Here is a 26,987-nt window from a genome sequence, read left to right on the forward strand (position 1 = left end):
GGTCAACTTGGGTAGAAATTCACCGAGTAACCTGCTCGCCTTTGGTTTTTTTACAACCAGAGATAACAAGAAACCTTATATTCTTAATTTTAAATTAATTACCAAGATAACTCCGGATATAGTAGCTATAATCGGAGTTAAGTAGCTAATTCTATGGAGAGAGTGTTAGTCGTATGAACAATATTAAAAATTACCTGAAAAAAGAATTGGAAGTTGCTTCCAAGTTTGCGCGCAAAGGAGGAGAAATAGCTCAGGAAATTCGCACTCGAGGTTATAAAATTCATGATAAAGGCAAACATCTTGGCCTTGTTACTGAAGCTGACATAGCGGTTAGTAAAATGCTGCTTCAAGAAATTAGCCTGGCCTTTCCCCAAGACATTATTATCTCTGAAGAGGAGCCTCTTCCTGAGAAAACAACATCTGCAAAACGTATATGGTATATCGATCCCATCGATGGGACAAAAGATTTCATTGATGGTAGTAATGAATGGTCGGTGATGCTAGGGCTTGCAATTAATGGAGAATCTTGCCTTGGAGTCGTTTATCAACCGGATCTCGAACGGCTTTATTTTGCTGTAAAAGGCAAAGGCGCTTTCCTAACTACCTCAAGAAGCACAGAACCTCTGCAAGTAAAATCCGTTTCTGATCCCATACAAGCGGTATTACTTCAATCTCGAAGTCATTGGAGCCTTAAAGTAGATAGAATCGCAAAACAATTAGGTATTAGTAAAATATTAAGACAAGCTTCCATAGGGTTAAAACTGGGAACAATTGCTGAAGGCAAAGCCGATCTTTATTTTAATTTTTCATGTCATTGTCATTTATGGGATCTTTGCGGACCAGAAATTATTCTCCGTGAGGCAGGGGGGCAGTTGTTCCTCTCATCAGGAAACAATATTCTCTATACTCAGGACGTCGGCACACAAATTAAAGAGTATTATCTGGCAACCAACAAAGAACTAGGAAGTAAAACCAGCCACTTTTTACATGGGGTTTAAATGGACATTAAACTTTTCGCACTTGAAACATCCAGGAACTTGGGAAAAAAAATAGCGGCTCATTTGGCAATCCAACCAGCCTGTCATGAAGAGAGAGAGTTTGAAGATGGGGAACATAAGGTGCGCTCATTAGAGAACGTACGAGGCCAGGATGTTTTTCTACTTCAATCCTTATTCAGTGACGATCAACAAAGCGTCAATGACAAACTTTGCCGGCTTCTTTTCTTCATAGGTGCATTAAAAGATGCCTCCGCCAGGCAGATTACAGCGATTATCCCCTATTTCGCCTATGCGAGAAAGGATCGTAAAACACAATCCCGAGACCCAATCACCATGAGGTATATGGCTCAATTACTCGAAGCAATCGGTGCAGACAGAATTGTAACGCTTGACGTTCATAACCTTGCAGCATTCCAGAATGCTTTTCGTATTCCCACGGAGCATCTGGAGACACGCATCTTATTTGCCCCTTATCTTATTCAATTAATTCAAAATGAAGAGGTCGTTATAGTTTCTCCTGATGCTGGAGGTGCCAAAAGAGCCGAACAACTAAGAGAAACGCTTCAGGGACACCTTAAACGGGATGTAGGAATGGCTTTTCTGGATAAAAAGAGAAGCTTGGGTGTGGTTAGCAGTGATCAGAACATAGTTGGCCATGTAAAAGCTAAAACAGCAATTATTGTTGATGACATCATAAGCTCTGGAACAACAATTGGCCTTGCTGTGGAGGCCTTGCATCAACAAAAGGCTAAAAAGATCATTGTTTGTGCCAGCCATGGCCTTTTTATCGGCAATGCCAGTAAAATCCTTGCCGATCCCCGTTTGCATAAAGTGATTATCACTGATAGCGTATCCCCTTTTCGCTTGCATAAAGATTTATTGGAAGGAAAGATAACTATGTTGGATACTTCTTTATTATTTGCTGAAACTATCAAGCAAATTCATCAGGATGGCTCCATTTCCAATTTACTCAATACATTTTTGGATACCAAGAGATGCATCATCACTAATGAACCCTAAAGTAAAATAGCATTCAATAAGTTGTAGTAGTTCAAACTTGATCTGATAGTTGTCGGTTTTTCAGAAGTCTCTGTCAGGTCAAATTCAGTTTATCAATTTTTCCTTCCAGATTTGTTTGCCATCAATCAATGTTTCCATGGGTGTTCGCAAAATCGTTTTATGAAAACGCTCGCAAATGCCGTTTGTTTAGGGTGATTGTGTTTTTGTCTTTGTATGATCGATGATGCTACTTTGGCTTCAAGGGCTTTCAAGCGGTCAGCGGTCTTTGAAATTAGCTAAACCGTGCCGAAGCCAGACACTGCACACGCCCTTAGGAGACTCAAAAATGCCTTTCTTGCGCAATTTATTACTGGTACGAAGTTGACCATGAGCGGAATAAGCCCATGATCTTACAGGCTTTTGATACATTGGGTTAAATTACAGAAACGGGGCAAATGCGAACTAGAAATCAATTCATGGTCAAAATATGATAAAATACGTGTTTTAAACAAATGAGGATGTAGATATGTTTTGCTATGAAAAAAAATTTAAATATTCTGGTAATCAAGTATCCAGTATTGGTTCAGTTATAATTACTGCTAACGTTTACATAACAACAATGACGCTTAATTTTCCATTGGATAAAAAAGCAGAGATAGTTAAATCATTATCCGAGGCTAACGTACCTTTAAAAGAAGTTGGATTAACCAATATATCAATCCAAACTATGCTACATGATACTGCGAATATCAAAAAAACTTTAGAAGTATTAGCTCGAGATGGCTTCATAAGCCGAGAGTTTGCAGTAGAGATAACAACAAACTGTCCTAATGGTCGTGGAGGAGAAATGAATTTAAATCATCCGCTTAAGGGAAAAAATGCACTTTTAATATCGGCCGCATCAAGTATTTTTAATTTAAATGCTCAACTAGAAAAAGTACATTGCCCAACTCCTCGGCTAAATTGCACTTCTCTCGGAAACTCTCACTTTTTGAATTGATTGTGTCAGATTAGGTGGGAACTAATTCAGATAAGTTTAGATATTTTTCTGCCTTTCTAAACCACTTGTCTAGATCCTGAATTCTCGGGTCATCAAGGTGCCAAATACAAATTTTTGCCCGCAGACAGGCACGATAGCTTTTATAGAATGCAAATAATCTTTCCGGAACAGGATCCTTTGATATTTCCTGATAAACAGTCAGGAATAACTTCCCGATATCCATCCTTTTCAAAATCTCACATTCAAGAAATAAATAAGATAATTCATCAACCGGATCCATTATTCTGAGTTTATCGTTAAACTCCAGGCGATCGATAATCACTGGTGGAGAAAGTAACCAAATATGCTCAGGTCGAAGATCCCCATGACACTCAATAATTTTCCCTTGGGACACCCTCTCATTAATACATTCTGTCAGGACTTCCAGTTCATACAACTGCTTTTGATGGACAACCTTAACCACTTCCTGATTAAGGCCATAATATGTCTTAATCAGGACACTACTGTTTTCCTGAATGCTGTTTTTAAGCTGCTGTTTGTATTCTTCCGGTTTTATGTTTTCAGGATTCGCCCTCTGGTAGAAAGCCACCAGCATTTGTGCCGCCTCTTTAATCTGAGGAAGTTGTTTAAGGCTATTCTTCAGAATTAGCTGTTCCAGCGTTAATTCACGAGGAAGGCGCCGCATTTTGAGTAACCAGTCAACAATATTTTTTCTATTGCGAGAACCAACTGGATAAAAGTGCGAAGTTCTGCCTTGCATCAAAGGCACGACCCCCAAATAAACATCCGGAGCCAGAAACTGATTAATCTTAAGCTCTTTTTGGCAATTTGAGTATCGAACATCTAATTGGCTTAAATTAAGAAAAGGGAATTGCACGGGTTTTTTGAGCTTATAGGCATACTGCTCCGTTAAAAAAATCCATGACATATGAGTTTCTATAACCTCAACCTTTTGGCCAGGCTCAATATAAGAATCAGGCTGACTTAAAAATTCAACCTTATTTTTTAAATCCTGCCAAATGTCATCATTTTTTAAGTTCATTGTCTCGCTTCTTTATTATTCCCTATAATGAAAAAAGCAACTGGTGTATTGATTATAGAAGATCGCTTTATTTATTCGATTACTAATGAGTTATACGCCCATCCCTGGCTACAATTTTCAAGGAAAATCGCAGCTTTAATCACACCCGAAACAAAATTTGACAAAATCTAATACAAAAACTATGCTTTTCCTGCGTAACAACATATGGATATGAGCATTAAGGATAATGTAGATAAAATGATTGATCATTCAATTATAATTGCCAGGTTAATGCTCATTTAGACAATAATTGAATTCAGGGAGAATTAATTATGGCTGGTAATTTATCAAACAGGAAAAAATCCATTCCAATTACTTCAAATCAACTGAGCAATCCATTTGCCAGAATGCAAGCAGTATTGGATAAAACAATTGAAGATTTCTATAGTGCTTTTGAGTTCCCCTCTTTTTCCTCCAAGGAATTTGAAAATTTAGCTATTAGCCCTGCCATGGATATTGTTGATGATAAAGATCAATTTAAAATTGAAGTTGAAATGCCTGGCATGAGTGAAGAAAATGTTCAAGTTTCCATCAGCGAGGGTATTCTGACCATTAAAGGTGAAAAAGAATCCTCCAGGCAAGATAGAGATAAAAACTATCTCCTGCGTGAAATTAGTTACGGTTCTTGTGAACGAAGCATACGCTTACCGGATTCCGTTGATATTGATAAAGCAAAGGCGTCTTTTAAAAAGGGTATGTTGTGGGTTGAGATCCCTAAAAAACCAGAGTCTTCTAAAAAAAATCGAACTTTAAAAATAGAGAAAGCCTAGGCTCTGTGAACCAATTTTTCGCGGCTGCAAATGCGGCTAATTGACACCATATGGATAGGTTAATATCCAACCTATCCATACCCGCATGCATCAGGCCTAAATTTTTGAAATAAATTCATTATCTTTAATATAAAATCTTAATAATCTTCTTGCCCAATGCCTGGCATAATGCACACCGACTCGAGGTCTTTTTGATATTATAACACGAGACGCTTCAAGCGATTGGGCAATGTAAAAGTTGTCGCTAAGCAGGTCATGGCCATTAAGCTGCTTGTCTATTTGCATTGCATTACATAAAAGCCCAGGTCCCTGGGTACGTCCCTTAATGCCCTTCATCGGTTCAAGGGCACGTAATAACACAGCAGAACCACTTCCTTCTTCCTCTGTAACCACATTCACACAGTGATAAATGCCATATATCAAATAGACATAGGCATATCCTGGGGGACCAAACATTACTTTTGTACGCTTGGTTAGTCCTTTTGAAGAATGGGCTGCCAAATCATGTTGACCCAGATAAGCCTCTACCTCGACAATTTTGCCGACTCGCTCCAAACCATCAACTTTATGAATTAAGTACTTCCCAAGAAGTTCTTTGGCAACTGTAATGGTATCTCTGGCGTAAAATTCACGTGGTAATTTTTGCATATTCAAGTTAGTGTTAATTTATTAAGGCAGTCAGGTAATAAAATATTAATCCTTACAAAATATAGCATTCTGAATATGGATTTTACCATTTGAAATTTAAATTTGATCTGCCTCTTAATGAAAGGGAGACCTTTAAAATGGCCAGATTTTTTAAAAAGCATAACCCATTCCCTCTAATGAATGAAAACAAAAATTTAACTATTCAGCATCAATTATTAGGAAGTAACTCAGCTTATTTAAAAAGCTCTATTTCAATTGATGAAATTACTTTTAGTCAAATTAATCGCATCTGTTTCCGCGGTGATGACAGAAACCCCCAAAAAATTTTTACTCAAGGATTTAAACCAAAATCTGTTATTTCAAAGGAATTATACCAATTAATCACGAATTATCTTGGCAGGAATAATACAACCGCTGGTACTTATACTGAGTTAAGTCAAATAATACAACAACATCATCGAGAAAAAGGAGACAGATGGGTTACACCGGATCTGATAAAAACATTTAATAAAGAATCAATTTTTTATATCAATAATTGGGTTAATGAAATTTTGTATGGAGTAGAGAAGGGTATTATTAACGTGGTTGATAATGAAGATGAAGTCAGAAAAATTGTAGAAGAACCTTTTGAATCAAAACATTTAATTGCTGTCTCATCTCGTTTCAAAGCAGCTGCACTTTTCCCTATTAGTGAATATGACTCAATGAAAAAAGAGAAAGTCTCATGGATCTATGCCGTTCACATTGATAAAGGATTTGATATGCGTATGCACGGGATACTTGGCACACTTAACGATCAGAAGAATCACCGGGAAGAAATAATGAACATCTATGTCGATGAGATTATCACTGAAGAAATTCTCTCAGAAAATATCGCTTGTGCTGTAAAAATCAGAAAAAATCAGGCAATTGATGACAATGGCTACGTCTTTGGCAACTACAAACTTGAAAATAATATACTCACTAATCCTTACTGCACATTACCTCAGCCAATGAAAGAAAAAATAATCGCGTTTATTGAAAATGAAATAGAAGTAAATCATAAGGCCTGGAATCTGAAAAACACTCAGACTGACAACATCTTGCCATTGCCAGAATCTGGATTCAGCATAAAATAGACTCAACTGGATATAATAACCAGAGGAACTACAGTAATTACAACAAGCTTTTAATTTGTAATCTATTGATAAGTAAATTCAATTATGCCAGGCGCTTTCTGGTTGTAAGTCACCTATTGAAAATTATAAATCGATTCATATGCTAAAATTATAAATATGAATAAAAATATTGATTAAAAACAAGAGATATTTTTAAGCAAAATAACGAGCGATTTTTGATTAATAAAAACTCGATTAAATACGCTCAAGACAGGAGCGCTGCATATGGAGAAGTTTATCAACCGCAATGAGGCAGGAAGAATCTTAGCAGATCAGCTCAAATCTTATGCTAATAATCCTGATGTAATTGTATTAGGATTACCTCGCGGAGGGGTTCCTGTCGCTTATGAAATAGCAAAAAAACTCTCTGCCCCACTTGATATTTTTACTGTGAGGAAACTTGGTGTGCCAGGTCATGAAGAATTAGCAATGGGAGCCATTGCATCAGGAGGCACTCTAACTTTCAATGAAGAGATTATACAGGCTCTTCACGTATCGCAAGAGAAAATTAATCAAGTAATCCAAACAGAAGAAAAGGAATTGAAGCGGCGAGAATTACTCTACAGGGGCAATCAGCCTTACCCGAATTTACAAGATAAAATTGTTATTTTGGTTGACGATGGTATTGCAACCGGAGCGACTATGCGCGCGGCCATTTCGGCACTGCGAAAATTAAATCCCAAACGCCTCATTATGGCAATACCAGTTGCTGCTTTTTCAACCTACCAGGAGATGACAGATTTGGTTGACGAGATAGTATGTCCTTTACAACCCCTGCATTTCTATGCCGTTGGTCTATGGTATGATGATTTTGCCCAAACTTCAGATAATGAAGTTTCTAACTTGTTGGCAACCGTTCCACATATTAATCATAATGCTTCGTCAATCTTCTAATCCAGGAGAGGGACTATGACTTTTTCTTATAATAAGGAGCATACAGTCAGTATTCCCAGTGATAATGTCCATCTTGATGGTTTTTTATATTTACCCCCAAATACAGCAGGACTGGTACTCTTTGCCCATGGCAGTGGAAGCAGTCGGCTCAGCAAGCGTAATCAGTTTGTAGCTAAAGAATTAAATAAGGCTAGTCTGGCCACTCTGTTATTCGATCTCCTAACCCCAAAAGAAGAGGCAATAGATCTTTACACGGCAGAATTTCGCTTCAATATTAATTTCCTGGCATCCAGACTGATTGACACAACCCTTTGGTGTTTAAATCAAACGCCTATAGAAAAATTACCCATTGGCTACTTTGGATCGAGCACCGGAGGCGGTGCTGCTTTAGTTGCCGCGGCACAAAAGGCCAACCTGATAAAAGCAGTGGTTTCACGAGGAGGAAGGCCCGATTTAGCAGGTGCATACTTACCCTCTGTTAAAGCACCAACCTTAATGATTGTAGGCGGTGATGATGAACTGGTTATTAAAATGAATGAATCAGCCTTGTCAAAAATGACATGCGTAAAAAAACTGGAAATAGTCCCTGGAGCCAGCCATCTTTTTGAAGAGCCAGGAACGCTTGATAAAGTTGCACGTTTGGCAAAAACATGGTTTGTGCATTATTTTAGCTCCAGCCAGGAGGTTGATAAGAAATAGCCTGCATTAGGATAACTATTTTTACTCTAAATCATCGCAATTTTCACTTCAAACAGCCTCATGAGGACAACCTCTAACAGAGAAACACATCTTTCAAATTTTTTTCTTTTCTATATCATTATGTTAAATCAATAATAAGCGAAGGAAAGCTAAATGAAGCAGGATTATTTTCTGGGTGCATCACCCGAGGGCTTCCATAAAGTTGTTTATTCTGAATGGGGCAAGTCGAATGGGCAACAATCTGCAGTCATTTGTGTTCATGGCTTAACCCGCAATCGCCACGACTTCGACCCGCTTGCTTCCTTTCTAAGTCTTAAAGATTATCATGTTTTTTGTCCTGATATTGTAGGTCGTGGAGACAGTGGTTGGCTTAAAAATGCCAACCTTTATAATTATCGACAATACATTATTGATATGAATAACCTAATAGCTAGAACTGGCGCCAAACAGATTGACTGGATTGGGACTTCCATGGGGGGACTGATGGGGATAATCCTTGCCGCCCTCCCTAATTCTCCTGTTCGTTCATTGGTTTTGAATGATATTAGCCCACAAATTCCTGTTGAAGCGATTCGCAGGTTAGGTGAGTACGTAGGCAAATATCCGGAATTCTCAAGCGAGCAAGAAGCAAAACAGTATTTTCAAAGCATTTACACCAGTTTTGGTCCTCTTAGTGAAGAGCAATGGGAACATATTACAAAAAATAGTATTCAAACAAGTGCATCTGGTTCATTTATGGTCAAAATTGACCCCAAAATTAAAGAAACAAAAACCAAAAGCCAAATACTCAGAGAACTTTTTTCCCATCCTCGCCGTGCATTGGAGGGTATTTTATTTGATATTGACTTATGGCATCTCTGGCAGGCAGTAAAATGTCCTGTGTTGGTTATTCATGGAAAAAACTCCGATATACTGCTTCCTGAACACATAGAAAAAATGCAAAAAACACATCCCAATGTGAATGTTATAGAAATTGAAAATGCCGGGCATGCACCTGCTTTATTCGCCCAAACCGAACATGAAAAAATCTCGACCTGGCTTGCTCATAATAGATAGAAAAGCAAGGGCAAGCAGCCCGATTAGATGCACTTGATTTAAAAACAGGCTAGCCCTACTCTCTAAAGACAGAGGCAAGAGAATCAGATAAGATAGATTAAGTGTAAATACCGCCAAATAACAGGGATGATAAGTCAGCGATGATCAGGAGAGATTATGAGACAAAAACAAGCAAAACCGTCCTGGAAACGTGTTGCTTTTTTATTTCAAGGAGGAGGGGCTCTTGGGGCCTTCCAGGTAGGAGTCTATGAAGCCCTTCATAATGCGGGCTACGAGCTGGATTGGGTTAGCGGTATTTCAATAGGAGCCATTCACGCTGCCATCATCGCGGGCAATAAACCTGAAAACAGAGTAGAGAAGCTTAAAGAATTCTGGAACATTGTCAGTACTCAATCCATGTTTTCCTGGTGGGATTATTTTTTAGATTTGGATAATATAGGCATGCGGCGCTTATACAATCAATGGCATGCACAAGCTACTATACTTTTTGGTCAGCCAGGATTTTTTCAACCTCGTTTGATTAACCCTTATTTACTCTTCAACTCAACACCTGATCAAATCAGTTTTTATGACACCAGCTTATTGCACGATACACTTGAACAACTGATTGATTTTAAAATCCTTAATAGTGGGCAAACCCGTTTGACCTTATCTGCTGTCCGTTTAAATGATGGCCAACAAGTGCTTTTTGATACAAAATACCAGGAAATACGCCCTGAACATATCATGGCAAGTGGGGCTCTCCCTGAGGGCTTCCCGGCAATCAACGTTGATGGAGTACATTATTGGGATGGCGGAATAGTAAATAATACCCCTATTGAAGTCATTTTAAATGATCTGCCACGTGTCAGTACCCTCTGCTTTATGATTCACCTTTTTGATCCTGAAAGTAAAGAACCTGCCACCATGGACGAAGTGCTTACTAAAAAGAAAGATATTATTTATGCCAGTAATCATAAACGAGCGATTCAATCATTTTGCGAAGCCCATGACCTGCGTCATGCTATTACCCAACTTTACGATTTTTTACCAGAAGAATTAAAACATACTCCTAAAGTAAAGGAAATTCGTGCAATGGGATGCAAAACAATAATGACCCTGGTTAAATTTCACAGACATGAACAAGAAACTGATTTGTCCTCTAAAGATTACGCTTTCTCATCAGTTGCTATTGCAGAAGGGATTAAATCAGGATATGAACAAGGGATGGCTGCATTAAAGGAATCTGCATGGCTTCAACCGGTTTCAGAGGATGTGGGAGCAGTTCTATATGATATAGCACCTCATGAAATCGCAGAAAAAACAACATTTGCACATGGGAAAACCGGACAGATTATCAAATAATCAGATCACCTCCATTGGGTACTAAAAAAAGATGGCATACACCCTTAAGGAAAATGAACCGCGCCCTGTGGGTAAGTGCCATTGCACATGGACTATATTTAGATTAAGTGGCATAAAAGGATTTTTTATGAATGAATTAGATGTACTGTTGCTTTTTTATGACGAAATGAAGTCCCAGGGATTAAATCGAGATAAGTTATTTTTAAGTATGGATGAGTCAGCCCTTAAGCTACTGGAAGAAAAATACGGGAAAACAGCTACATTGAAGCAGTTACATTGGTATACTGATATTTGTCTTGCCAATGAGTGGCTGGAAAGAACCACGATTGATCCTGGCTATAATTTCCTTTCACTAACAGATTCAGGGTTGCAAATTGCCATTGTGCATAGATATAGACCATGAATAGTTCATTCATAAAACGATAATATTTTTTCTGATTGCTTTAGGCTCTACGAAAAAATTGGTTCACAGAGCCTAGCCTGCGCCCATTTATGTTCTACAGGATTAAGATCTGGGGAATAAAGAAGGTTTGCATTTTATTTAAATTCGTGTAAAATTTGTCCAATGAAGAGAACATTATTTTATTCGCTTTTTTTATCTACCTTGCTTATTTCTGGTTTTTGCTTATGGTGGTTTTGGCCAAAAACTGAGAAAATAACACTAAGACAAGGTTCATTTTCGCAGCTGCCTGGCTGGAATACAGCGAATGTGAAAAAGTCCCTGGGAGCCTTCCAAACATCCTGTAAAGCGTTTTTAAGACAAAATCCAGAACGTTCCGTAGGTAGTCATCATCTAACTATGAAAGCCAAGGATTGGCAACCAATTTGCCAGGAAGCTTTAACAATCTCCCCTGTCACAAATAAGAACGCAAAGAAATTTTTCCAAAAATGGTTTGCTCCTGTCGAGTTCTACAATGGTCAATCCCTAAAAGGTCTATTTACTGGCTATTATATGCCACTCCTTCATGGGAGTCTTACTAAAACTTCCAAGTACAATATACCGATCTATGGCACACCCTCCGATCTTATAACCATTGATCTGAGTCAGTTTGACCCAAGCATCAAGCACAGGAAGCTTATCGGCAGGCTGGATGGACACAAGGTTGTTCCTTACTATACTCGAGAAGAAATCAATAAGGGAGCTATTAAGAAGAAAGCAACCGTACTAGCCTGGATTGACAACCCTGTCGACAGAGTTTTTTTAGAAATACAGGGCTCAGGTATTATCCAACTGACTGACGGGAAACAGCTCTATGTTGGTTATGCGGCAGAAAATGGCGCAGCCTATACATCAATTGCCAAAGTCTTAATCGATAAAGGCATCATGACCAAACATACCGCCTCCATGCAAGGAATAAAGCGCTACCTGACTGAACATCCGGAAGAAATGGAGGCAGTCTTAAATCAAAATAAATCATTTGTATTTTTTTCCATTCTTTCACAGAATGCCGCTCTAGGTACACAAGGTGTAGCATTAACCCCCGGCTATTCTCTGGCGGTTGATTTAAAATGGATCCCTCTTGGTACCCCACTTTGGTTAAATACAACAAGACCTGATAAATACCATGATGACCAAAAACCCTTCCAACGTTTGATGATTGCCCAAGACACTGGAGGAGCCATTCGTGGAGTAGTTCGAGGCGATGTTTTCTGGGGCGCTGGTAAAAAAGCAACATTTATTGCTGGTCACATGAAAAATGAAGGACATTATTGGCTGCTGCTGCCGCTACATATTATTGAACGCCTAAAGCAAGAATTTCATAATTTGACATAAGTAGTCAATTTTTCGGCCAATAAATGACCCTGAGCTCAACATAAAATGAATCCTCTTATATCGAGCCAAGATCAGGTGCTTCATTCAGATATCATTCTGACCAGCATCATTTATAAAATTACCTGACAACTCCTCTGTTTCTTGTTCTTCTTGTACCTCTGCTCCAGCGGGAGCCTGTAATGCTTCACCCAAGCTGATAAACCGATATCCATGTTCTCTATAAAGATCAATGATATCGCCTAAAAAGTGACTGTTGAGCAGGTTGGCATGAATCAGCAGTATTTGCTTGACAGGTTTATCAGGATTATTCTTGGCAGCCTTACTCTCTGCTTTAAGTGTTTGATTCCAGATGTAAGCAAGGTATTTTTTCCTGAGTTGATTTAAATTCTGCTCACGCAATCGGTAAGGAATTGCAAACAATTGTTGATTAAATACAAAATCCTTGCTATCGATTGTAACCGGGGCAATCGTATAATTATTAGCCACCAGATAATCATAAACTATTTGCCGTTTTTCACCTTTACCTTCAGCCAGATAAGGATAACGAAAATACTTGATTTCGGGAAATAGCGGAGTCAGGATTTTATCCGCTCGAGCGATATCTTCTATATATTTTTCCGCGGTTAAGGTATTTAGGCTTTTATGCGAGTAAGTATGATTACCTAAAAGTAAACCAGCTTCTTTAAACTGCTCCAGCAATTGCCACTGACCTTTTTCTATAGAGCCAGCAATCACAAAACCAGTTGCAGGAACATTCTTATCCACTAGCGTTTGTAATATTTTCAGAAAACGTTCTTCTTTGCGTTTCAGTTTTTTAGGATCATGGTTGCATGAACCGACAAAAGGTAAATCATCAATAGTGAGAGCAACCTCACGTACCTGAGACCAAGATGATTGACTGAATAGGAAAAAGAGCAGGCAAAGCATGTATTTCTTAAACATTAGCAGCCTCCCTGATGTTCATTGTAAGCAATGATTTATAGTGCAAAGTTCATACCAATCCTTAACAGGCATCAGTCGTTGCGACCAGCCACTGTAGTTTCCATAATTCAAGCAGAAAAAGCCTGTCTTCCTCACTTTCAAGGAACGGATGTAACTCTTCTATAGATAATGAGCGCTTATCAGCGACTAACTTAATTAGTTCAGGAGAAACATTTTCAGTCGGCCATTTATAACCATTAATAAATAAAGTAATCGCTGAATCATCCGTTTCATAGGCAAAGCGGCAAACAACGTTACGTGAAAATCCTGAGTTATTTTTGAATTCCCGTATAAAAATATCAAGCGTATTTTCTTCAGAGAATGGCTCCGGTAATAATTCTTCAGCTTGTTGATCCAGCCTGGTGACAAAGCAGCCAAACCAGGACTTTAATTCTTTTTCATTTGTCAGTAACTGCTCCATTGATTTTTTAGCATTTATCCATGCTTCCCTTGGCAGCTCAGAAGAACCACTGGTCAGACTCCAATCCGGATCTTTATACAAAATAGCAGCTTGCTTTTGCTCAGCCAAATAATCAGCAAAGCTCTGCCATAACTCTTCGCTGTGATAGCTACGATAACCAAAAGAATAAGTCATGCAGGCGTTTGATTTTGATATCCCGTAATGACCGACATGAGGAGGTAAATAAAGCATGTCCCCCTCTTCGAGGATATATTCTTCTTCTACCCTGAACTCCTTCATGATACGTAACTCAACATCGGACATATAATTTTGCGTATGGCAACTCTGAGTAGTTAACAACCATTTTCGTTGTCCCATTGCCTGATATAAAAATACATCATAATTATCATAGTGGGGGCCTACACTCCCCTCATTAACAGCATAACTAATCATTATGTCATCCATCCTCCATTGAGGAATGAAATTAAAATAATCCATCATCTCTGCAACTTCCGGCACAAAACGGTCAACGCCCTGAACCAATAACGTCCAGTGTGATGTTGGCAACCTTTTAAAATCTTTTTCCAAGAAAGGCCCACGCTTCAAATGCCAATAAGGTGGTTTTTTTGGTGTTTCCAGTACAATCCGACTTTCTATCTCTTCTTCCATGGCCAAACCTGCCAACTCATCAGGCGTTAATGGATTAGTAAACAAAGGAAGGGCCTGGCGAATTACTAAAGGCTTTTTTTGCCAATACATAGTTAAGAATTTTTTAAAGTCAATCGGTTTTAAGTTAATCATCTTTAATAACGACCTCATAATAGTATTGAGGCTACATTATATTGCTGCCCCCCATTCCTGCCTAATACCAAGTACTTGGTTTCCTCTTTAAAATGAGGATTAAATGAGTTATTTCTGCTATAAATAAGGTAAGCATAAGGAGTTTTTATGGAAAAAGATAAACCTAATCATCCTGAAGTTGAAGATACTAAAAATATTTGCGACATTGCACCAAACTCCAAACTTACAAAGGATGTTTGTGATGTTCTGAAGAAAGAAAAGAAAAAGCCCGGGAAAAAACAATCTCAGGATAATAAAAAGTAATTGTAAGGCTTCAAAGCAATTCAGTGTTTACCCCGTTGTCCCGTTCGGGCTGATGAATCAGTGTTTAGGGGGAAAATAATGAAAATCTCGCGTACTCAACTAGATAAAGCAGTTCAAGCCAGGATTATTAATTCCCGGCAAGCAGATGCCTTATATCACTTTATTCAAAATCAACCCGAACAAAATCAAGGATTTAATTTCACCAACGTCTTATATTATTTCGGGGGATTTGTAGCAATAAGTGCAATGACACTTTTTATGAATTTAGGCTGGGAAAAATTTGGCGGCTGGGGGATCTTTGCACTTGCTATTATTTATGGGGCAATTGGCCTGTGGCTTTCATATAGATTCAATAAAAAATCTTATCTCATCCCTGCAGGAATATGTGCAACTTTTGTTATTGCCCTGACCCCACTGGCAATCTATGGTCTACAGGTAGGAATGGGCTGGTGGCCGGATGACACGGTTTATCGAGATTATCATGTCTATATTAAATGGCATTGGATATTGATGGAATTAGGTACTCTTGCCGTTGGGATAATACTTGCCTGGATTTACAAATACCCCTTCATGCTTATGCCCATTGCAGTAACGCTTTGGTATTTATCAATGGATTTAACCAGCATGCTGGCTGGTGAGTATGCAAGTTTCCAGCTAAGAGCGATCGTATCTATGTATTTCGGCTTTGTTATCCTGTTAATTGCCTTCTGGGTTGATTTAAGATCAAAAAGCACTGCCGATTATGCCTTTTGGCTCTATTTGTTTGGAGTCATCGCATTTTGGGGCGGCTTAACCAGTCAACACTCCGACAGTGAGTTATCAAAATTTCTTTACCTTTGCATTAACCTGCTTATGATTGGCGTGGGGGTTATCTTAATGCGGAAAGTATTTGTTATTTTTGGCGCAATAGGCAGCAGCCTTTATCTGGGATATCTTGCCTCACAAGTATTTAAACATAGCATGCTTTTCCCAATAGCATTAACTTTCATTGGTTTTTTAATTATTTACCTTGGAACGTTGTGGCAAAAGCATGAGGAGTTAATTACCAGAAAATTGCAAGCATTTTTACCCGAACAATTGAGGGAACTATTGCAAAATCGCCACGAATAGATTGATCTATCTGGGAGCCTTATATCTGGTTTTTAAGCCTTTTGAAAAAACAATTTGCCATAATTGCAGCATTCTTCCCTTAAATCCCCCGGCACAGCTAAGTAAATAATAATTCCACATGCGAAAAAACCTTTCGTCATAATCTTTTTTCAGAGAGTCCCAACCGTAATTAAAATTTCGATGCCATGCCATTAATGTTCTATAATAATCCAGACCAAAATTATGCCAGTCTTCCATAATAAATAATCGTTCGCTGGCTTTTCCTATTTGGGTAATTGAAGGCAACATCCCATTAGGAAAAATATACTTGGAAATCCAGGGCATCGCCTGAGTGGTGCTTTCATTACCGCCAATCGTATGCAGGAGAAAAAGCCCATCCTCAGTCAGGCAACCATGTACAATTTGCATGAATTCCTGATAATTTAAATGACCTACATGCTCAAACATGCCTAATGAAGCAATGCGATCGAATTTCTCGTTCAAATCACGGTAATCCTGAAAACGAATTTCCACCGGTAAACCTTTGCAGTGTTCTGTGGCCAATTCGTACTGCTTTTGCGAGACTGTAATACCAACTACCTCTACACCATAATTCTCAGCCGCGTAGTTTGCCAATGCTCCCCAGCCACAACCTATATCAAGTAACCGCATACCAGGCTTGAGCAGCAATTTCCTGCAGGTTAAGTCCAATTTCTCCTTTTGTGCCTTATCAAGCGTTCTCACATTATTCCAGTAACCACAAGTATAATTCATTTTGCTGTCAAGCATGACCTTAAAAAGGTCATTGCCTAAATCGTAATGCACTCTTCCAACTTCCAATGCACGTTTTTTTGTCTGAAAATTAAAAATCTTGGAAAGCAATAATTTGAAAGCAAGTTTAGGGTTAAATGTTAACTTCTCATGAGTCCTGGTTCTTATGATACGTTCGATTAGAAGGTCAACCCGCTTACAATCCCACCACTTTTCCATATAGGATTCCCCTAATCCCAAATCTTGATCACGCAGTACACGCAGATAAAATTCATCATTATGGACTTTCAAATCCCATAAAGCATGCCCATTAACAGTGATACCGGCCGATCTTAAAAAATCTATCACCGTCTCTTTGGCCAAATTTTTTTTCTTATTATGCATTTGAGCTATCCTGTAGCTTTTTAAATCATTTTTATTTATTAATTTTAACCATAGTCGATCAGCCTTTACCCTCTCAGAAAACGTAATTATTCATCAAACCTATCACATACAACAAACCCGGCTGGTAAATACCAGCCGAGTCCAATTTTATATCCGCCCTAACTACCGATTTTCAGTATTAGTTGTCGTCGTAGTATCAGGAGGAGTAGTAACATTGGTATCAGTCCCAACATCAGGACTTGTAGTTGTATCAGGGTGGCTCGGTCTTATAACCGTAGTATCGCCTGGAGTAATCGTTGGAGTAGCTGGTGTCTCTATGGTTGTCTCTGTCGGTGGGATAGTTGTGGTGCGGGGGGCTCCAAAGAAATAATACAGGGCAATACCCGCTAAAATTATGATCACAACAATAGCAACAATACCCACACTATTATCATTACGATCAGCCATGATGTTCTCCTTATTTCCTTATATTGATAGTAATTATAGTAGCTAATAACTCACTTAAGTCATTTTTTAAAAGATTTCTTTATACAATAGTTATAATAACTGCCTCTTTCTCACAAAACCATCTTACAAAATTTCACTGTATAGGGATCAATCTGATACTCTTTTAGCTAATAAATGGATTTATGCGATGACAATTTTACCCTGCGCATTAATATATAAAACTGGCTACTACTATTTATTCTGAATATAATGGCTGACAACATGTATTATTTATCATGAGATTATGAATAAATCAAGGACGGATAAATCCCAAGCAGGATGGGAAATAAAAGCACTGTTATTTCTTGCCATTAGTTACACCATATATATTGCGAAGCCTGTTTTATTCCCTCTCCTCTTCTCTTTTTTCTTATACCTGTTATTAACGCCTTTCATGGGGCTATTGCAACTGATTAAAATTCCAAAAATTCTGGCATCAGCAATTATTGCATTTCTATTATTGGGGATAATTAGTGCCGGTATTACATTTCTTATGGAGCCCGCATCTCGATGGCTCGATAAAGCACCAGAGAATTTACAGATCATTGAAAAAAAATTTTCTATTGTAAAGAAACCACTTGAAAGAATTAGCGAAGCTTTTGAAAAGGCACAAGACATAACCTCTGTCAACAAAGAAAAATCTGTTGAAATTACAGCAGAGAATCCAAGTTTAGGCCACTCATTATTTGATTTAACTACAAATATTATTTTTTTGATATTTATCACTATTGTTCTATTATTTTTCTTATTAATCTACTTGCCCACTTTATTTAAAAATCTACAAAAAACTCTTTCTGAAAAAACGAAAGATTTAGCCAGTAATTTTCTTCTTGGTCTGGAAAAAGAGGTTTCTAATTACTTAGCCATTTTTACACTAATATGTATCTTTGTTGGCTTTTTTGTGGGATTTTCTCTATGGTTGCTAGGCATTCCAAATGCGATACTTTGGGGAGTAATGGCAACCCTTCTTAATTTTATCCCTTATCTTGGTCCTGCCACTGGAATTGCTATTATTTTTTTGGTTTCTTTATTAACTTTCGACTCCTATTTGCAAATTCTCTTACCGCCTGCAGTTTATCTTCTAATTAATATATTAGAGGGACAAATTATTACCCCCATATTAATTGGAGATCGCCTGAACTTGAACCCTCTCCTTGTTTTTTTCAGTATCTTTTTCTGGGCATGGTTATGGGGTGTAAGTGGTGTATTAATCTCCATCCCCTTACTTGCGACAATCAAAATTATGATAGAGAATATTCCTGCACTTTCAAAGTACAGCTTATTGCTGGAAAAGTAGTCATTAGAACGCGCGATTCATTTAATATCGCTGCTTTTCATGCCTACAATAACAAATTTTTTAAACAATATGACTTCTATTTTAAGCTTTTCTTAAGCTTATATGTATTATCATAAGCATTAAATGGTTTTTCATTGCAGGTAAACTGAATTACTACCCTATCGACTTAATGAGCAATTGTCATGAAATTATCAGAAGCAGAGAAACGTAAATTGCGTGAAGAGTATGATGGCTTGGGACAGCTGGCATCCGAAGGATTACTCAATGCATGGAAAGCAGAAAAGGAACACATTATTTCGTTCTGTATTGATAACGGCATCCATCTGTACAATATTGCTTCTATCAAGCTTACAACAGCCTGCAAATTGCTGGATAGATTAATCGAGATCGTTTCTTTATCCCGCCACCTGGAAGAATCTCAGCAGCTAGAGCAATTAAAAGAACAACAACTATTGTAAGCGCATCTTGTTGAGCATAATAAGGAACTGGCTGAGATACATCATCAAGCTTATCTCAGCGTTGGCGATCAATATATAAAAACTCATACAATTTCTCCTGTTACTCTGCTGACTATGCAAGATATGAATACTCTCCTGGCAGGTTATTCTTCTGACAATATATTGGTATCAAAGCCTATTTCACTTACAGAAGCAAGCGAAGATCAGACAGAAGAAGTTAAAGAACTATTAAGCCACAGCGAAGGAAAAACAGTGTTTCTCCCTATTCTCCATGATGGACACTGGGTTTATTTGTTAAAAGAAAAAGGGGCATGGTCACTACATGACTCCCAACCGCTAAAGGATGATACCACTTATTCACCAAGACAAGCATCCATGCTAGAACAAAGCAAAAACTTTCTTATAGGTATGGAAGAAGAACATTCAGTGCTGCGTTTTGAAACCAGTGGCAAACAGCTAAATGATTACGATTGCGGCACTCAGGTCATTAATGCCTATAGAAAAAAAGCCGATAACTGCTATGTTGAGAAAAGCCATCGTGAAATTCTTATAGAGATCTTCGGTAAACAATGTCCTGAAGAAAGTTTACCTGCAAGCATCCAGACTATCCCTAAGCCAGAGTCAAGCCTTGAGGAAGTCACTGTAACGGGAGGTGGGAATACCAACCCGCCAGCTTCTGAAATAACCGCGGAAAACAATTCCCTTGTGCATGCTGATATGGAGATTAAGGACACCTTGACTGAAAAAGAAATTCAAATCATCAAAACAACTTCCTCTGCTCAAATTTCCCCAGAAAAACGGGCATTGTATAAAGAAAACATAACCGCTTTGGTTAGTGCAGTCAGAAAACAAGGATTATTTACTGATATTCAAAATAAAATTGCTATTGAACATATCGATGTGGCTAAAGCTGAGGAACATGAATCCGATAGTCAATTCGCCAATCGATTACAGGAAGCAGAGTTCAGGAAAGCAGGGCTTATCAAATAATTTTACTTGTAAGTTTTGCAAGTCATTTCCAAGCGGGTCAAATCATTCGTGATTTGACCCAGGTAAACGCATCAAAGAAAGATAAAAGAACAATTAGTCATTGCCAACAAAGTGAAGCAAGCCAGATTAATTTTGCTCGAGAATTGTAAGCAATTGATTTTACTATACTCGCAGTAACAGCAGATCGCTATAAAATCATTCATGCATTTGCTCTGATTTTACTCCAATTTGCCAGCCTTTTATACCTTGGTTAATATAGTCATTCGTAAAGTTTAAAGGGATCTTACATGGCAAAATATATTTTTCTCTGCCTCCTGATGATAGTTACTCCTTATCTGAGAGCCTTCCCTCTGTTGACACTCCCTGTAGCCGCAGCAGTCACTATTTTTTTTTATCGACAACATTACCGACAGCTGGATGAAAAAACTCTATTTAAAAAAAGGGAAGATATTCCAGCAGTAATGGATAATTTAAACCTATCGACTACTGGTATGATTATGGAGTATCTCTCCCCAAGGGAATTAAAAGAAGCGGAAGCCATAACTGCCAGATTGCCAACAGGATCTGAAAAGCATTCAAAATTAAAGCGCCTGACTGAGCAGTATCTGGATCTCAATCAACGATTATCGGTATTCAATAAGGAGGGGGCATCATATTGTGAAAATAATGAATTAATTCCTTATACAGAGATAACAGACCCTGTCCTTTTATTTAAAGCATACCCTGGCAAACAACACTGGAAAGCAGTCCCGGCAAGCACAAAAATTACAGACAGGAAAGACTTGGCAAACTTATTTCGTAATTTCACCAACCATCCACTGACTCGTGAAGATTATGATGAACCATTGCCTTATAAACAACAACCAACTTGCTTCCTTTGGCATAAATATAAGGGCTATTCATTTGAATTACAGTATCTGGCAGACCAAATTAAAAAGCAAGTTAAAGAAACTCCCTCTGGGCAACCACAGCAAGGGAGAAGAATTTAGAAAAATAAAATAGATAAATTTGTGCTCAAAAAATGCAATAATTGTCTATAATTAAAGTTAGCTGATCTAGGTTAAGGACAGAAATATGGACAGTTATTCTGTTAAACGCTTTGGGCTGCTACCTGCTGTGGTTTTTTCTTTTGTATTATTACTAGCTGCCGGATCTACGGCTAGTGCTAAGGCTGCCTCCCCACAACAGGCACCAGGTGCTACTAATTATATTCAGTTAGCCTACTATCATGTTCATAATCGCCATCGAGATCGCCATTGGGGATCCAAACGAGGTCATTATCGACATCATACTTATTGGACTGGCTGGCGTACTTACCATCGCCGTCATGGTATACGCTGTCAAAGAAGTTGTCTCGTCAACCGCTGGAATGGCGCTATTATTCGTTGTGTTAATCGTTGTATTTAATCTTCTAAAAACAACAGCCCGTAGAAGGCTGTTGTTTTTACTTAATCGTTTTTAAGCAAAATAATCAATAATACCTTTAGTGTTATTAATTTTTGCGCCATCCAGTGACGTAACCACAGCGTCTTCTCTCCCTTCATCCGGGGAAACAGACCAATTTTCCCTGGGCTGATAATGGCCTTGGTGTTGATTATTATTTGATTCAACATTTACTTGAGAAAGAGTAACCCCTTGCTCCATCATCATCTCACGCAAACGGGGTAACGCCTGTTCAATTAAGTCGCGCACCTGCATTGTATGAGCCGTAATATTCAGATTAGCAGTATCTTTGACCATTTTTATGTTAACCTCCAGAGGGCCTAGCTCCTGAGGATTTAATTTGATAATAGCGGTTTTAATTTTTTGCTGCCCCAACCATACAATCTGTTGGTTAAATTGCTCTCCCCAGTCAGAGTTAGAAATATTAGATGGCAAATCAATCATTTTTTTTGCGGCGACAGGGATTGTTGACTCAACTGCAGACTGGTTGGCTGCCAAAGACTGTGTAGAAGTAGTATTGGACACTTCATCTGTCGTAGGTTCATCACTGGCATGTGCTGAAAATGCCAATAAGTTATCTGAAGACTTCACCAGGTTACTTGCAAACGCATCCCCATAAACTGCAGGCTGGATGGGAGCTGTCTCAGCTGTCTGTTGTTTGCTGCCAACAACACTGTCATCAGGTGAGCCAGCCGTAAGGAAGCCATTATCTAGACCTTGCTGATTGATAAAAGGAATGATTCCCTTAGAGGATTCTGATTCGATCAATCCCGATGTGTTACCAATCTCAGGATCCAATTGGGTACCAGCCATTTCCGCCAAATTGAATTCTGCCGCTGCATTTTTGAGAGATAAAGGAGTCCTCTCTTCTCGGGACAGCTCCATATTGACTTGGGGTGGTTCAAAGGAGGGAATGTTAAACCAGGCCAGCTGAAGGTTGTCCTCCATTAGCCTCTCTATTTTCTCAAACGGTTTGGGGGTAAACCGCTCCAATTCCTCAGAAACAACTAGAGTATCTTCTGACGACTGCTTTTCATTTTGTCCTGAGGATAATACAAGCTCATTATCTTCATTAATAGTCTTCAAATTTGCTTCTTCTACGCCAGGTAAATCAGACTCATTGATCAATAAATGTGCCAAAATAGCCATAAACGCCGTATTTCCCGATAGATTGCTATCATCGCTGTTATCCTGAAGGCCAAGATCAGCTTCATTTGTGGCCTGTGGGATAGATATTAATTGGACTAAATCGATCATATTAACTCCCTGTTTATCCCCCACATTAATGCAAAATATATACCAAGTCCAATAAAGCGTTTTTCGGGGGCGATTAAAACTGCGGTTGGTGTTAATTAATGGCGTCTGGATGGCGCTACCACTCTCAAGAAAAATCACACTTAAAATCGCACCCTGAGTTTTCACTTATTTGCTAATTCACTCGCAGGCACAATCGGCTTAAGACAGTCTGTCGCTGTAGTTTTTTTAAAATCCGGTTAAAAAATTAAGCATGGTTTTACTCTTTGCCCCATGAAAACTTACTTTATTTCAGCTATTATTACTATTTTTGAAAACTGGAGTCCAGTATATGAACGTGGGTAAAGATAGCCTAGCAACTGAATCTCAATTATCTGTCAATGGTCAAACCTATAATTATTTCAGCCTCAAGGAAGCAGAAGCCAAACATTTTCCCGGTATTAATCGCTTACCTTATTCTTTGAAAATATTACTGGAAAACTTATTACGATTTGAAGATGGCACTACAGTAACCACCCGGGACATCAAAGCACTTGCTGATTGGCTTGATACTAAAAATTCCCACCATGAAATTGCCTATCGCCCAACCAGGGTACTGATGCAGGATTTCACTGGTGTACCGGCAGTAGTTGATTTAGCCGCCATGCGCGATGCTTTGGCAAAGATGGGAGGAAATCCAGAGAAGATTTCGCCTCTTTCACCCGTTGATTTAGTTATCGATCACTCCGTTATGGTAGATAAATTTGCCACTTCAGATGCACTGGAAGTAAACACTGCAATTGAAATCCAGCGAAATAAGGAGCGTTATGAGTTTTTACGCTGGGGACAAAAAGCCTTCGCCAATTTTCAGGTAGTACCGCCTGGAACCGGGATTTGCCACCAGGTTAACCTGGAATATTTAGGCAAGACGGTCTGGTCTGGCAAAATAAATAATACGCTCTATGCTTACCCCGATACCTTGGTAGGCACTGATTCTCACACAACAATGATCAATGGTCTGGGTATATTAGGCTGGGGCGTTGGCGGGATTGAAGCTGAAGCGGCTATGCTGGGTCAGCCTGTTTCCATGCTTATTCCCGAAGTTATCGGTTTTAAATTAACAGGAAAACTCAGAGAAGGAATAACCGCTACTGATTTGGTCTTAACCGTCACCCAAATGCTGCGTCAGAAGGGAGTCGTTGGAAAATTTGTTGAGTTCTATGGCTCAGGCCTTGCTGATTTACCACTTGCCGATCGGGCAACCATTTCTAATATGGCACCAGAATATGGTGCCACTTGCGGCTTTTTCCCAGTGGATAAAGAAACCCTACGCTATTTGGAACTAACCGGGCGGGATAATCAGACAATTGCGTTAGTTGAAGCATATTGTAAAGCGCAAGGTTTATGGTACGACAAGGAATCAGAAGATCCTTTTTTTACCGACACCTTAAGTCTCGATTTGACAACCGTTGAACCTTCTTTGGCAGGTCCCAAACGTCCTCAGGATAAAGTCACCTTGCATTCCCTGCCAAAAGAACTGAATGCCTTTCTTAGAGAGTCAGGTAAAACCTCTGAAGAGGATGTAAAATTTCCAGTAAAAGGTCATCCTTATGAGATGCGGCACGGGGATATAGTAATAGCAGCAATAACCAGCTGTACTAATACTTCAAATCCGAGCGTACTAATGGCGGCAGGCCTTGTTGCAAAAAAAGCAATTGAAAAAGGATTAAACCGCAAACCCTGGGTTAAATCTTCCCTGGCTCCCGGCTCCAAAGTAGTTACTGATTATTTAAAAAAAGCCGGCTTACAGGGCTATCTGGATCAGTTAGGCTTTAATCTGGTCGGCTATGGCTGCACTACCTGCATTGGTAACTCAGGTCCATTGCCCGATGCTATTGCCGAATGTGTCAATGAAAATGATTTGGTTGTCTGTTCTGTTCTCTCCGGTAACCGTAACTTTGAAGGCAGGGTACACCCGCAAGTGCGGGCTAACTGGCTGGCATCACCACCACTGGTAGTAGCCTACGCTTTATGTGGTACGGCCTGTATTGATTTAAGCAAAGAACCCATTGGCCAGGATAAGGATGGGAACCCCATTTTCCTTAAAGATATCTGGCCAAGCAATGCTGAAGTCGCCGCTGAAGTCACCAAAGTTACAGGCACCATGTTCCGTAAAGAATATGCTGAAGTCTTTAAAGGCGATAGCCACTGGCAAGCAATTCAAACCAGCAGTGGTTCTACCTATAATTGGGATAGCAAATCGACCTACATCCAACATCCTCCTTTCTTTGAGAATCTTTCAACTAAACCCGAGTCAATTAAGCCGATCAGTAAAGCTTATGTATTGGCGCTTTTAGGAGATTCAATTACAACAGACCATATCTCCCCTGCTGGCTCTATCAAAGCAAATTCGCCTGCCGGTTTATATCTCAAGTCACATGGTGTTAATGAAGTGGACTTTAATTCTTACGGCTCAAGACGAGGTAACCATGAAGTCATGATGCGAGGCACCTTTGCTAATATCCGTATCCGCAATGAAATGACACCTGATGTTGAAGGAGGCGTCACACGTCATATCCCCTCCAATCAAATCATGTCTATTTATGATGCCTCAATGCTTTATCAGAAAGATCACCAGCAATTAGTTGTGATTGCAGGTAAAGAATACGGTACTGGCTCCTCACGTGACTGGGCTGCTAAAGGGACTAATCTCTTAGGGGTGAAAGCAGTTATTACAGAAAGTTTTGAACGTATCCACCGCTCCAATCTAATTGGCATGGGCGTATTACCTTTGCAATTTGAAGACGGTACAAGCCGGCTAACTTTAGGCCTGGACGGAACTGAGCGTATCAGTATTGAGGTAAACGACTCCTTGAAACCAGGTGCTAAATTACCCATGCTGATTGAAAGACAGGATGGCAATCAGGAAAAAATAGAGGTGGTTTGCCGTATAGATACCACGAATGAACTGGAATATTACCGTCATGGCGGCATCCTGCAGTATGTCCTCCGTAATTTAATGTGAATCTTTTGAGGGGGTTCCTGGCAATTTCCAGGAGCCCTGTTCTTCTGCACCATCGTAAGCTGTATTTCTGACTACCCATTTCATTAATCTTATTAACATTATCTTCGGCATTTTCGGCTAATTTATTTCACAACAATTGAATAGGGTTTGTTGACAATTGGAGCCAGAGCCTACTACAACGTTTCACTGAATCTGTCCAGTTTGTCATTCCCGCGCAGGGGGAATCTATCTCTCAGGTGAAGTGAGGAGCTAAATTGGGCTATGGATTCCCGCCTGCGCGGGAATGACAGTGTAAGACAGTCAAACGTTGTACTACGTTCCGCGCTTTATGCGCGGAATCTAGTCTCAAACCTTGTCAAGAGGATGATTAGTTTCGTGTGGTTTGCGTGGATCCCGCGCATAAAGCGCGGGAAGTGGGCAGTTTAAGTTGAAATGTCAACAGACTCTAGTGTCCTCAATTTAAGATACAATTATGAGCACTCTTTGTCATCCCCGCGCAGGCGGGGATCCATCTTCGTAGCAACGTAAGGGGCTACGCAAGTGCATAGATTCCCGCCTGCGCGGGAATGACATGCAAACTGAAAAGTTAGATAACTAATGAGCTTTAATATGCAGCAAATGCCTAAAAAATAGGCCTTAATTGAAGGCATGCCCTAGGTTCCGTGAACGAAAATTTTCACAGCTGCAAATGCGGCTAATTGGCACCATGATATCTTTGAATTCGTTAAATAGAGCCAGCTATTCGCCTCATTCAAAGACACCATGGTACTCAATCACCCACATTTTCGCTTTGCGAAAAAATTTGTTCACGGAACCTAGTTAAATTAACGTTTGGGTAGGATTTTGTGCGGTTAAATCACACCCAACTTTTTTTTAAATTTTTGCATGGAGTTATCGGGTCATGTT

Annotated in this window: 26 protein-coding genes and 1 pseudogene; 19 read left to right on the top strand and 8 right to left on the bottom strand. The window is 39.2% G+C overall.

Annotated elements, in window-relative coordinates:
• Positions 1-173: 173 nt before the first annotated feature.
• Positions 174-998 (top strand): 3'(2'),5'-bisphosphate nucleotidase CysQ, encoded by an 825-nt coding sequence (locus E1O65_RS04370; RefSeq protein WP_133132374.1) that lies wholly within the window; start codon positions 174-176, stop codon positions 996-998.
• Positions 999-2,018: a ribose-phosphate pyrophosphokinase gene (locus E1O65_RS04375; protein WP_133132375.1), complete on the top strand. Its 1,020-nt coding sequence runs from the start codon at positions 999-1,001 to the stop codon at positions 2,016-2,018. It begins immediately after the preceding gene.
• 84 nt (positions 2,019-2,102) lie between these two features.
• On the opposite strand, the pseudogene E1O65_RS12650 reads toward E1O65_RS04375, so the two are convergent.
• Positions 2,103-2,399: pseudogene (locus E1O65_RS12650) on the bottom strand (hypothetical protein); the annotation flags it as partial.
• Between the two features lie 124 nt (positions 2,400-2,523).
• Between E1O65_RS12650 and E1O65_RS04385 the strand changes: the two are divergent.
• The gene (locus E1O65_RS04385; protein ID WP_133132376.1) at positions 2,524-2,997 is read left to right on the top strand and encodes a hypothetical protein; all 474 of its coding nucleotides are present in this window, start codon (positions 2,524-2,526) and stop codon (positions 2,995-2,997) included.
• Between the two features lie 10 nt (positions 2,998-3,007).
• On the opposite strand, the gene E1O65_RS04390 is transcribed toward E1O65_RS04385, so the two are convergent.
• Positions 3,008-4,039 (bottom strand): hypothetical protein, encoded by a 1,032-nt coding sequence (locus E1O65_RS04390; RefSeq protein ID WP_133132377.1) that lies wholly within the window; start codon positions 4,037-4,039, stop codon positions 3,008-3,010.
• A 311-nt stretch (positions 4,040-4,350) separates the two neighbouring features.
• On the opposite strand from E1O65_RS04390, the gene E1O65_RS04395 reads away from it, so the two are divergent.
• On the top strand, positions 4,351-4,848 hold the full coding sequence (locus E1O65_RS04395; RefSeq protein ID WP_133132378.1) for an Hsp20/alpha crystallin family protein: 498 nt from the start codon (positions 4,351-4,353) through the stop codon (positions 4,846-4,848).
• A 96-nt stretch (positions 4,849-4,944) separates the two neighbouring features.
• Here E1O65_RS04395 and E1O65_RS04400 read toward each other — a convergent pair whose 3' ends face one another.
• The gene (locus tag E1O65_RS04400) at positions 4,945-5,496 is read right to left on the bottom strand and encodes a DNA-3-methyladenine glycosylase (protein WP_133132379.1); all 552 of its coding nucleotides are present in this window, start codon (positions 5,494-5,496) and stop codon (positions 4,945-4,947) included.
• Positions 5,497-5,585: 89 nt separating this feature from the next.
• Here E1O65_RS04400 and E1O65_RS04405 point away from each other — a divergent pair, with 89 nt between their 5' ends.
• The 7 genes from E1O65_RS04405 (at position 5,586) to E1O65_RS04435 (ending at position 12,420) form a co-directional block, all read left to right on the top strand.
• Positions 5,586-6,614: a hypothetical protein gene (locus E1O65_RS04405; protein ID WP_133132380.1), complete on the top strand. Its 1,029-nt coding sequence runs from the start codon at positions 5,586-5,588 to the stop codon at positions 6,612-6,614.
• Positions 6,615-6,878: 264 nt separating this feature from the next.
• Complete coding sequence (locus E1O65_RS04410; RefSeq protein WP_133132381.1) at positions 6,879-7,547, top strand: phosphoribosyltransferase; 669 nt, start codon at positions 6,879-6,881, stop codon at positions 7,545-7,547.
• Between the two features lie 15 nt (positions 7,548-7,562).
• On the top strand, positions 7,563-8,246 hold the full coding sequence (locus tag E1O65_RS04415; RefSeq protein WP_133132382.1) for an alpha/beta hydrolase: 684 nt from the start codon (positions 7,563-7,565) through the stop codon (positions 8,244-8,246).
• A 153-nt stretch (positions 8,247-8,399) separates the two neighbouring features.
• A complete protein-coding gene (locus E1O65_RS04420; protein ID WP_133132383.1) occupies positions 8,400-9,302 on the top strand; it encodes an alpha/beta hydrolase in 903 nt (300 codons plus the stop codon).
• A gap of 156 nt (positions 9,303-9,458) precedes the next feature.
• Entirely contained in the window at positions 9,459-10,646 is a 1,188-nt protein-coding gene (locus E1O65_RS04425) for a patatin-like phospholipase family protein (RefSeq protein WP_242601536.1), read from the top strand.
• Positions 10,647-10,773: 127 nt separating this feature from the next.
• Positions 10,774-11,049, top strand: coding sequence for a hypothetical protein (locus E1O65_RS04430; RefSeq protein ID WP_133132385.1), 276 nt, complete (start codon positions 10,774-10,776; stop codon positions 11,047-11,049).
• Positions 11,050-11,211: 162 nt separating this feature from the next.
• Positions 11,212-12,420, top strand: a complete 1,209-nt coding sequence (locus E1O65_RS04435) for a murein transglycosylase A (protein ID WP_133132386.1) — start codon at positions 11,212-11,214, stop codon at positions 12,418-12,420.
• An 84-nt stretch (positions 12,421-12,504) separates the two neighbouring features.
• Here E1O65_RS04435 and E1O65_RS04440 read toward each other — a convergent pair whose 3' ends face one another.
• Positions 12,505-13,362 (bottom strand): polysaccharide deacetylase family protein, encoded by an 858-nt coding sequence (locus tag E1O65_RS04440; protein ID WP_207384226.1) that lies wholly within the window; start codon positions 13,360-13,362, stop codon positions 12,505-12,507.
• A 61-nt stretch (positions 13,363-13,423) separates the two neighbouring features.
• Entirely contained in the window at positions 13,424-14,602 is a 1,179-nt protein-coding gene (locus E1O65_RS04445; RefSeq protein WP_133132387.1) for a cupin domain-containing protein, read from the bottom strand.
• A 147-nt stretch (positions 14,603-14,749) separates the two neighbouring features.
• Here E1O65_RS04445 and E1O65_RS12540 point away from each other — a divergent pair, with 147 nt between their 5' ends.
• Positions 14,750-14,905, top strand: coding sequence for a hypothetical protein (locus E1O65_RS12540; RefSeq protein ID WP_165474898.1), 156 nt, complete (start codon positions 14,750-14,752; stop codon positions 14,903-14,905).
• A gap of 78 nt (positions 14,906-14,983) precedes the next feature.
• A complete protein-coding gene (locus E1O65_RS04450; RefSeq protein WP_133132388.1) occupies positions 14,984-16,015 on the top strand; it encodes a DUF2157 domain-containing protein in 1,032 nt (343 codons plus the stop codon).
• A gap of 6 nt (positions 16,016-16,021) precedes the next feature.
• Here E1O65_RS04450 and cfa read toward each other — a convergent pair whose 3' ends face one another.
• Positions 16,022-17,149, bottom strand: a complete 1,128-nt coding sequence (cfa, locus tag E1O65_RS04455; protein WP_133132389.1) for a cyclopropane fatty acyl phospholipid synthase — start codon at positions 17,147-17,149, stop codon at positions 16,022-16,024.
• Positions 17,150-17,311: 162 nt separating this feature from the next.
• Positions 17,312-17,596 (bottom strand): hypothetical protein, encoded by a 285-nt coding sequence (locus tag E1O65_RS04460; RefSeq protein WP_133132390.1) that lies wholly within the window; start codon positions 17,594-17,596, stop codon positions 17,312-17,314.
• A gap of 283 nt (positions 17,597-17,879) precedes the next feature.
• Here E1O65_RS04460 and E1O65_RS04465 point away from each other — a divergent pair, with 283 nt between their 5' ends.
• The 5 genes from E1O65_RS04465 (at position 17,880) to E1O65_RS04485 (ending at position 21,787) form a co-directional block, all read left to right on the top strand.
• On the top strand, positions 17,880-18,932 hold the full coding sequence (locus tag E1O65_RS04465; RefSeq protein ID WP_133132391.1) for an AI-2E family transporter: 1,053 nt from the start codon (positions 17,880-17,882) through the stop codon (positions 18,930-18,932).
• A 182-nt stretch (positions 18,933-19,114) separates the two neighbouring features.
• Entirely contained in the window at positions 19,115-19,390 is a 276-nt protein-coding gene (locus E1O65_RS04470) for a hypothetical protein (RefSeq protein ID WP_133132392.1), read from the top strand.
• Positions 19,391-19,513: 123 nt separating this feature from the next.
• Entirely contained in the window at positions 19,514-20,380 is an 867-nt protein-coding gene (locus tag E1O65_RS04475) for a hypothetical protein (RefSeq protein WP_133132393.1), read from the top strand.
• Between the two features lie 287 nt (positions 20,381-20,667).
• A complete protein-coding gene (locus E1O65_RS04480; RefSeq protein ID WP_133132394.1) occupies positions 20,668-21,369 on the top strand; it encodes a hypothetical protein in 702 nt (233 codons plus the stop codon).
• Positions 21,370-21,454: 85 nt separating this feature from the next.
• Positions 21,455-21,787, top strand: coding sequence for a hypothetical protein (locus tag E1O65_RS04485; protein WP_133132395.1), 333 nt, complete (start codon positions 21,455-21,457; stop codon positions 21,785-21,787).
• A 51-nt stretch (positions 21,788-21,838) separates the two neighbouring features.
• On the opposite strand, the gene E1O65_RS04490 is transcribed toward E1O65_RS04485, so the two are convergent.
• Entirely contained in the window at positions 21,839-23,080 is a 1,242-nt protein-coding gene (locus tag E1O65_RS04490; RefSeq protein ID WP_133132396.1) for a flagellar hook-length control protein FliK, read from the bottom strand.
• Positions 23,081-23,408: 328 nt separating this feature from the next.
• Here E1O65_RS04490 and acnA point away from each other — a divergent pair, with 328 nt between their 5' ends.
• Entirely contained in the window at positions 23,409-26,081 is a 2,673-nt protein-coding gene (gene acnA, locus E1O65_RS04495) for an aconitate hydratase AcnA (RefSeq protein WP_133132397.1), read from the top strand.
• Positions 26,082-26,987 lie beyond the last annotated feature (906 nt).

This window comes from Legionella sp. W10-070 (assembly GCF_900640175.1).
GTDB lineage: Bacteria > Pseudomonadota > Gammaproteobacteria > Legionellales > Legionellaceae > Tatlockia.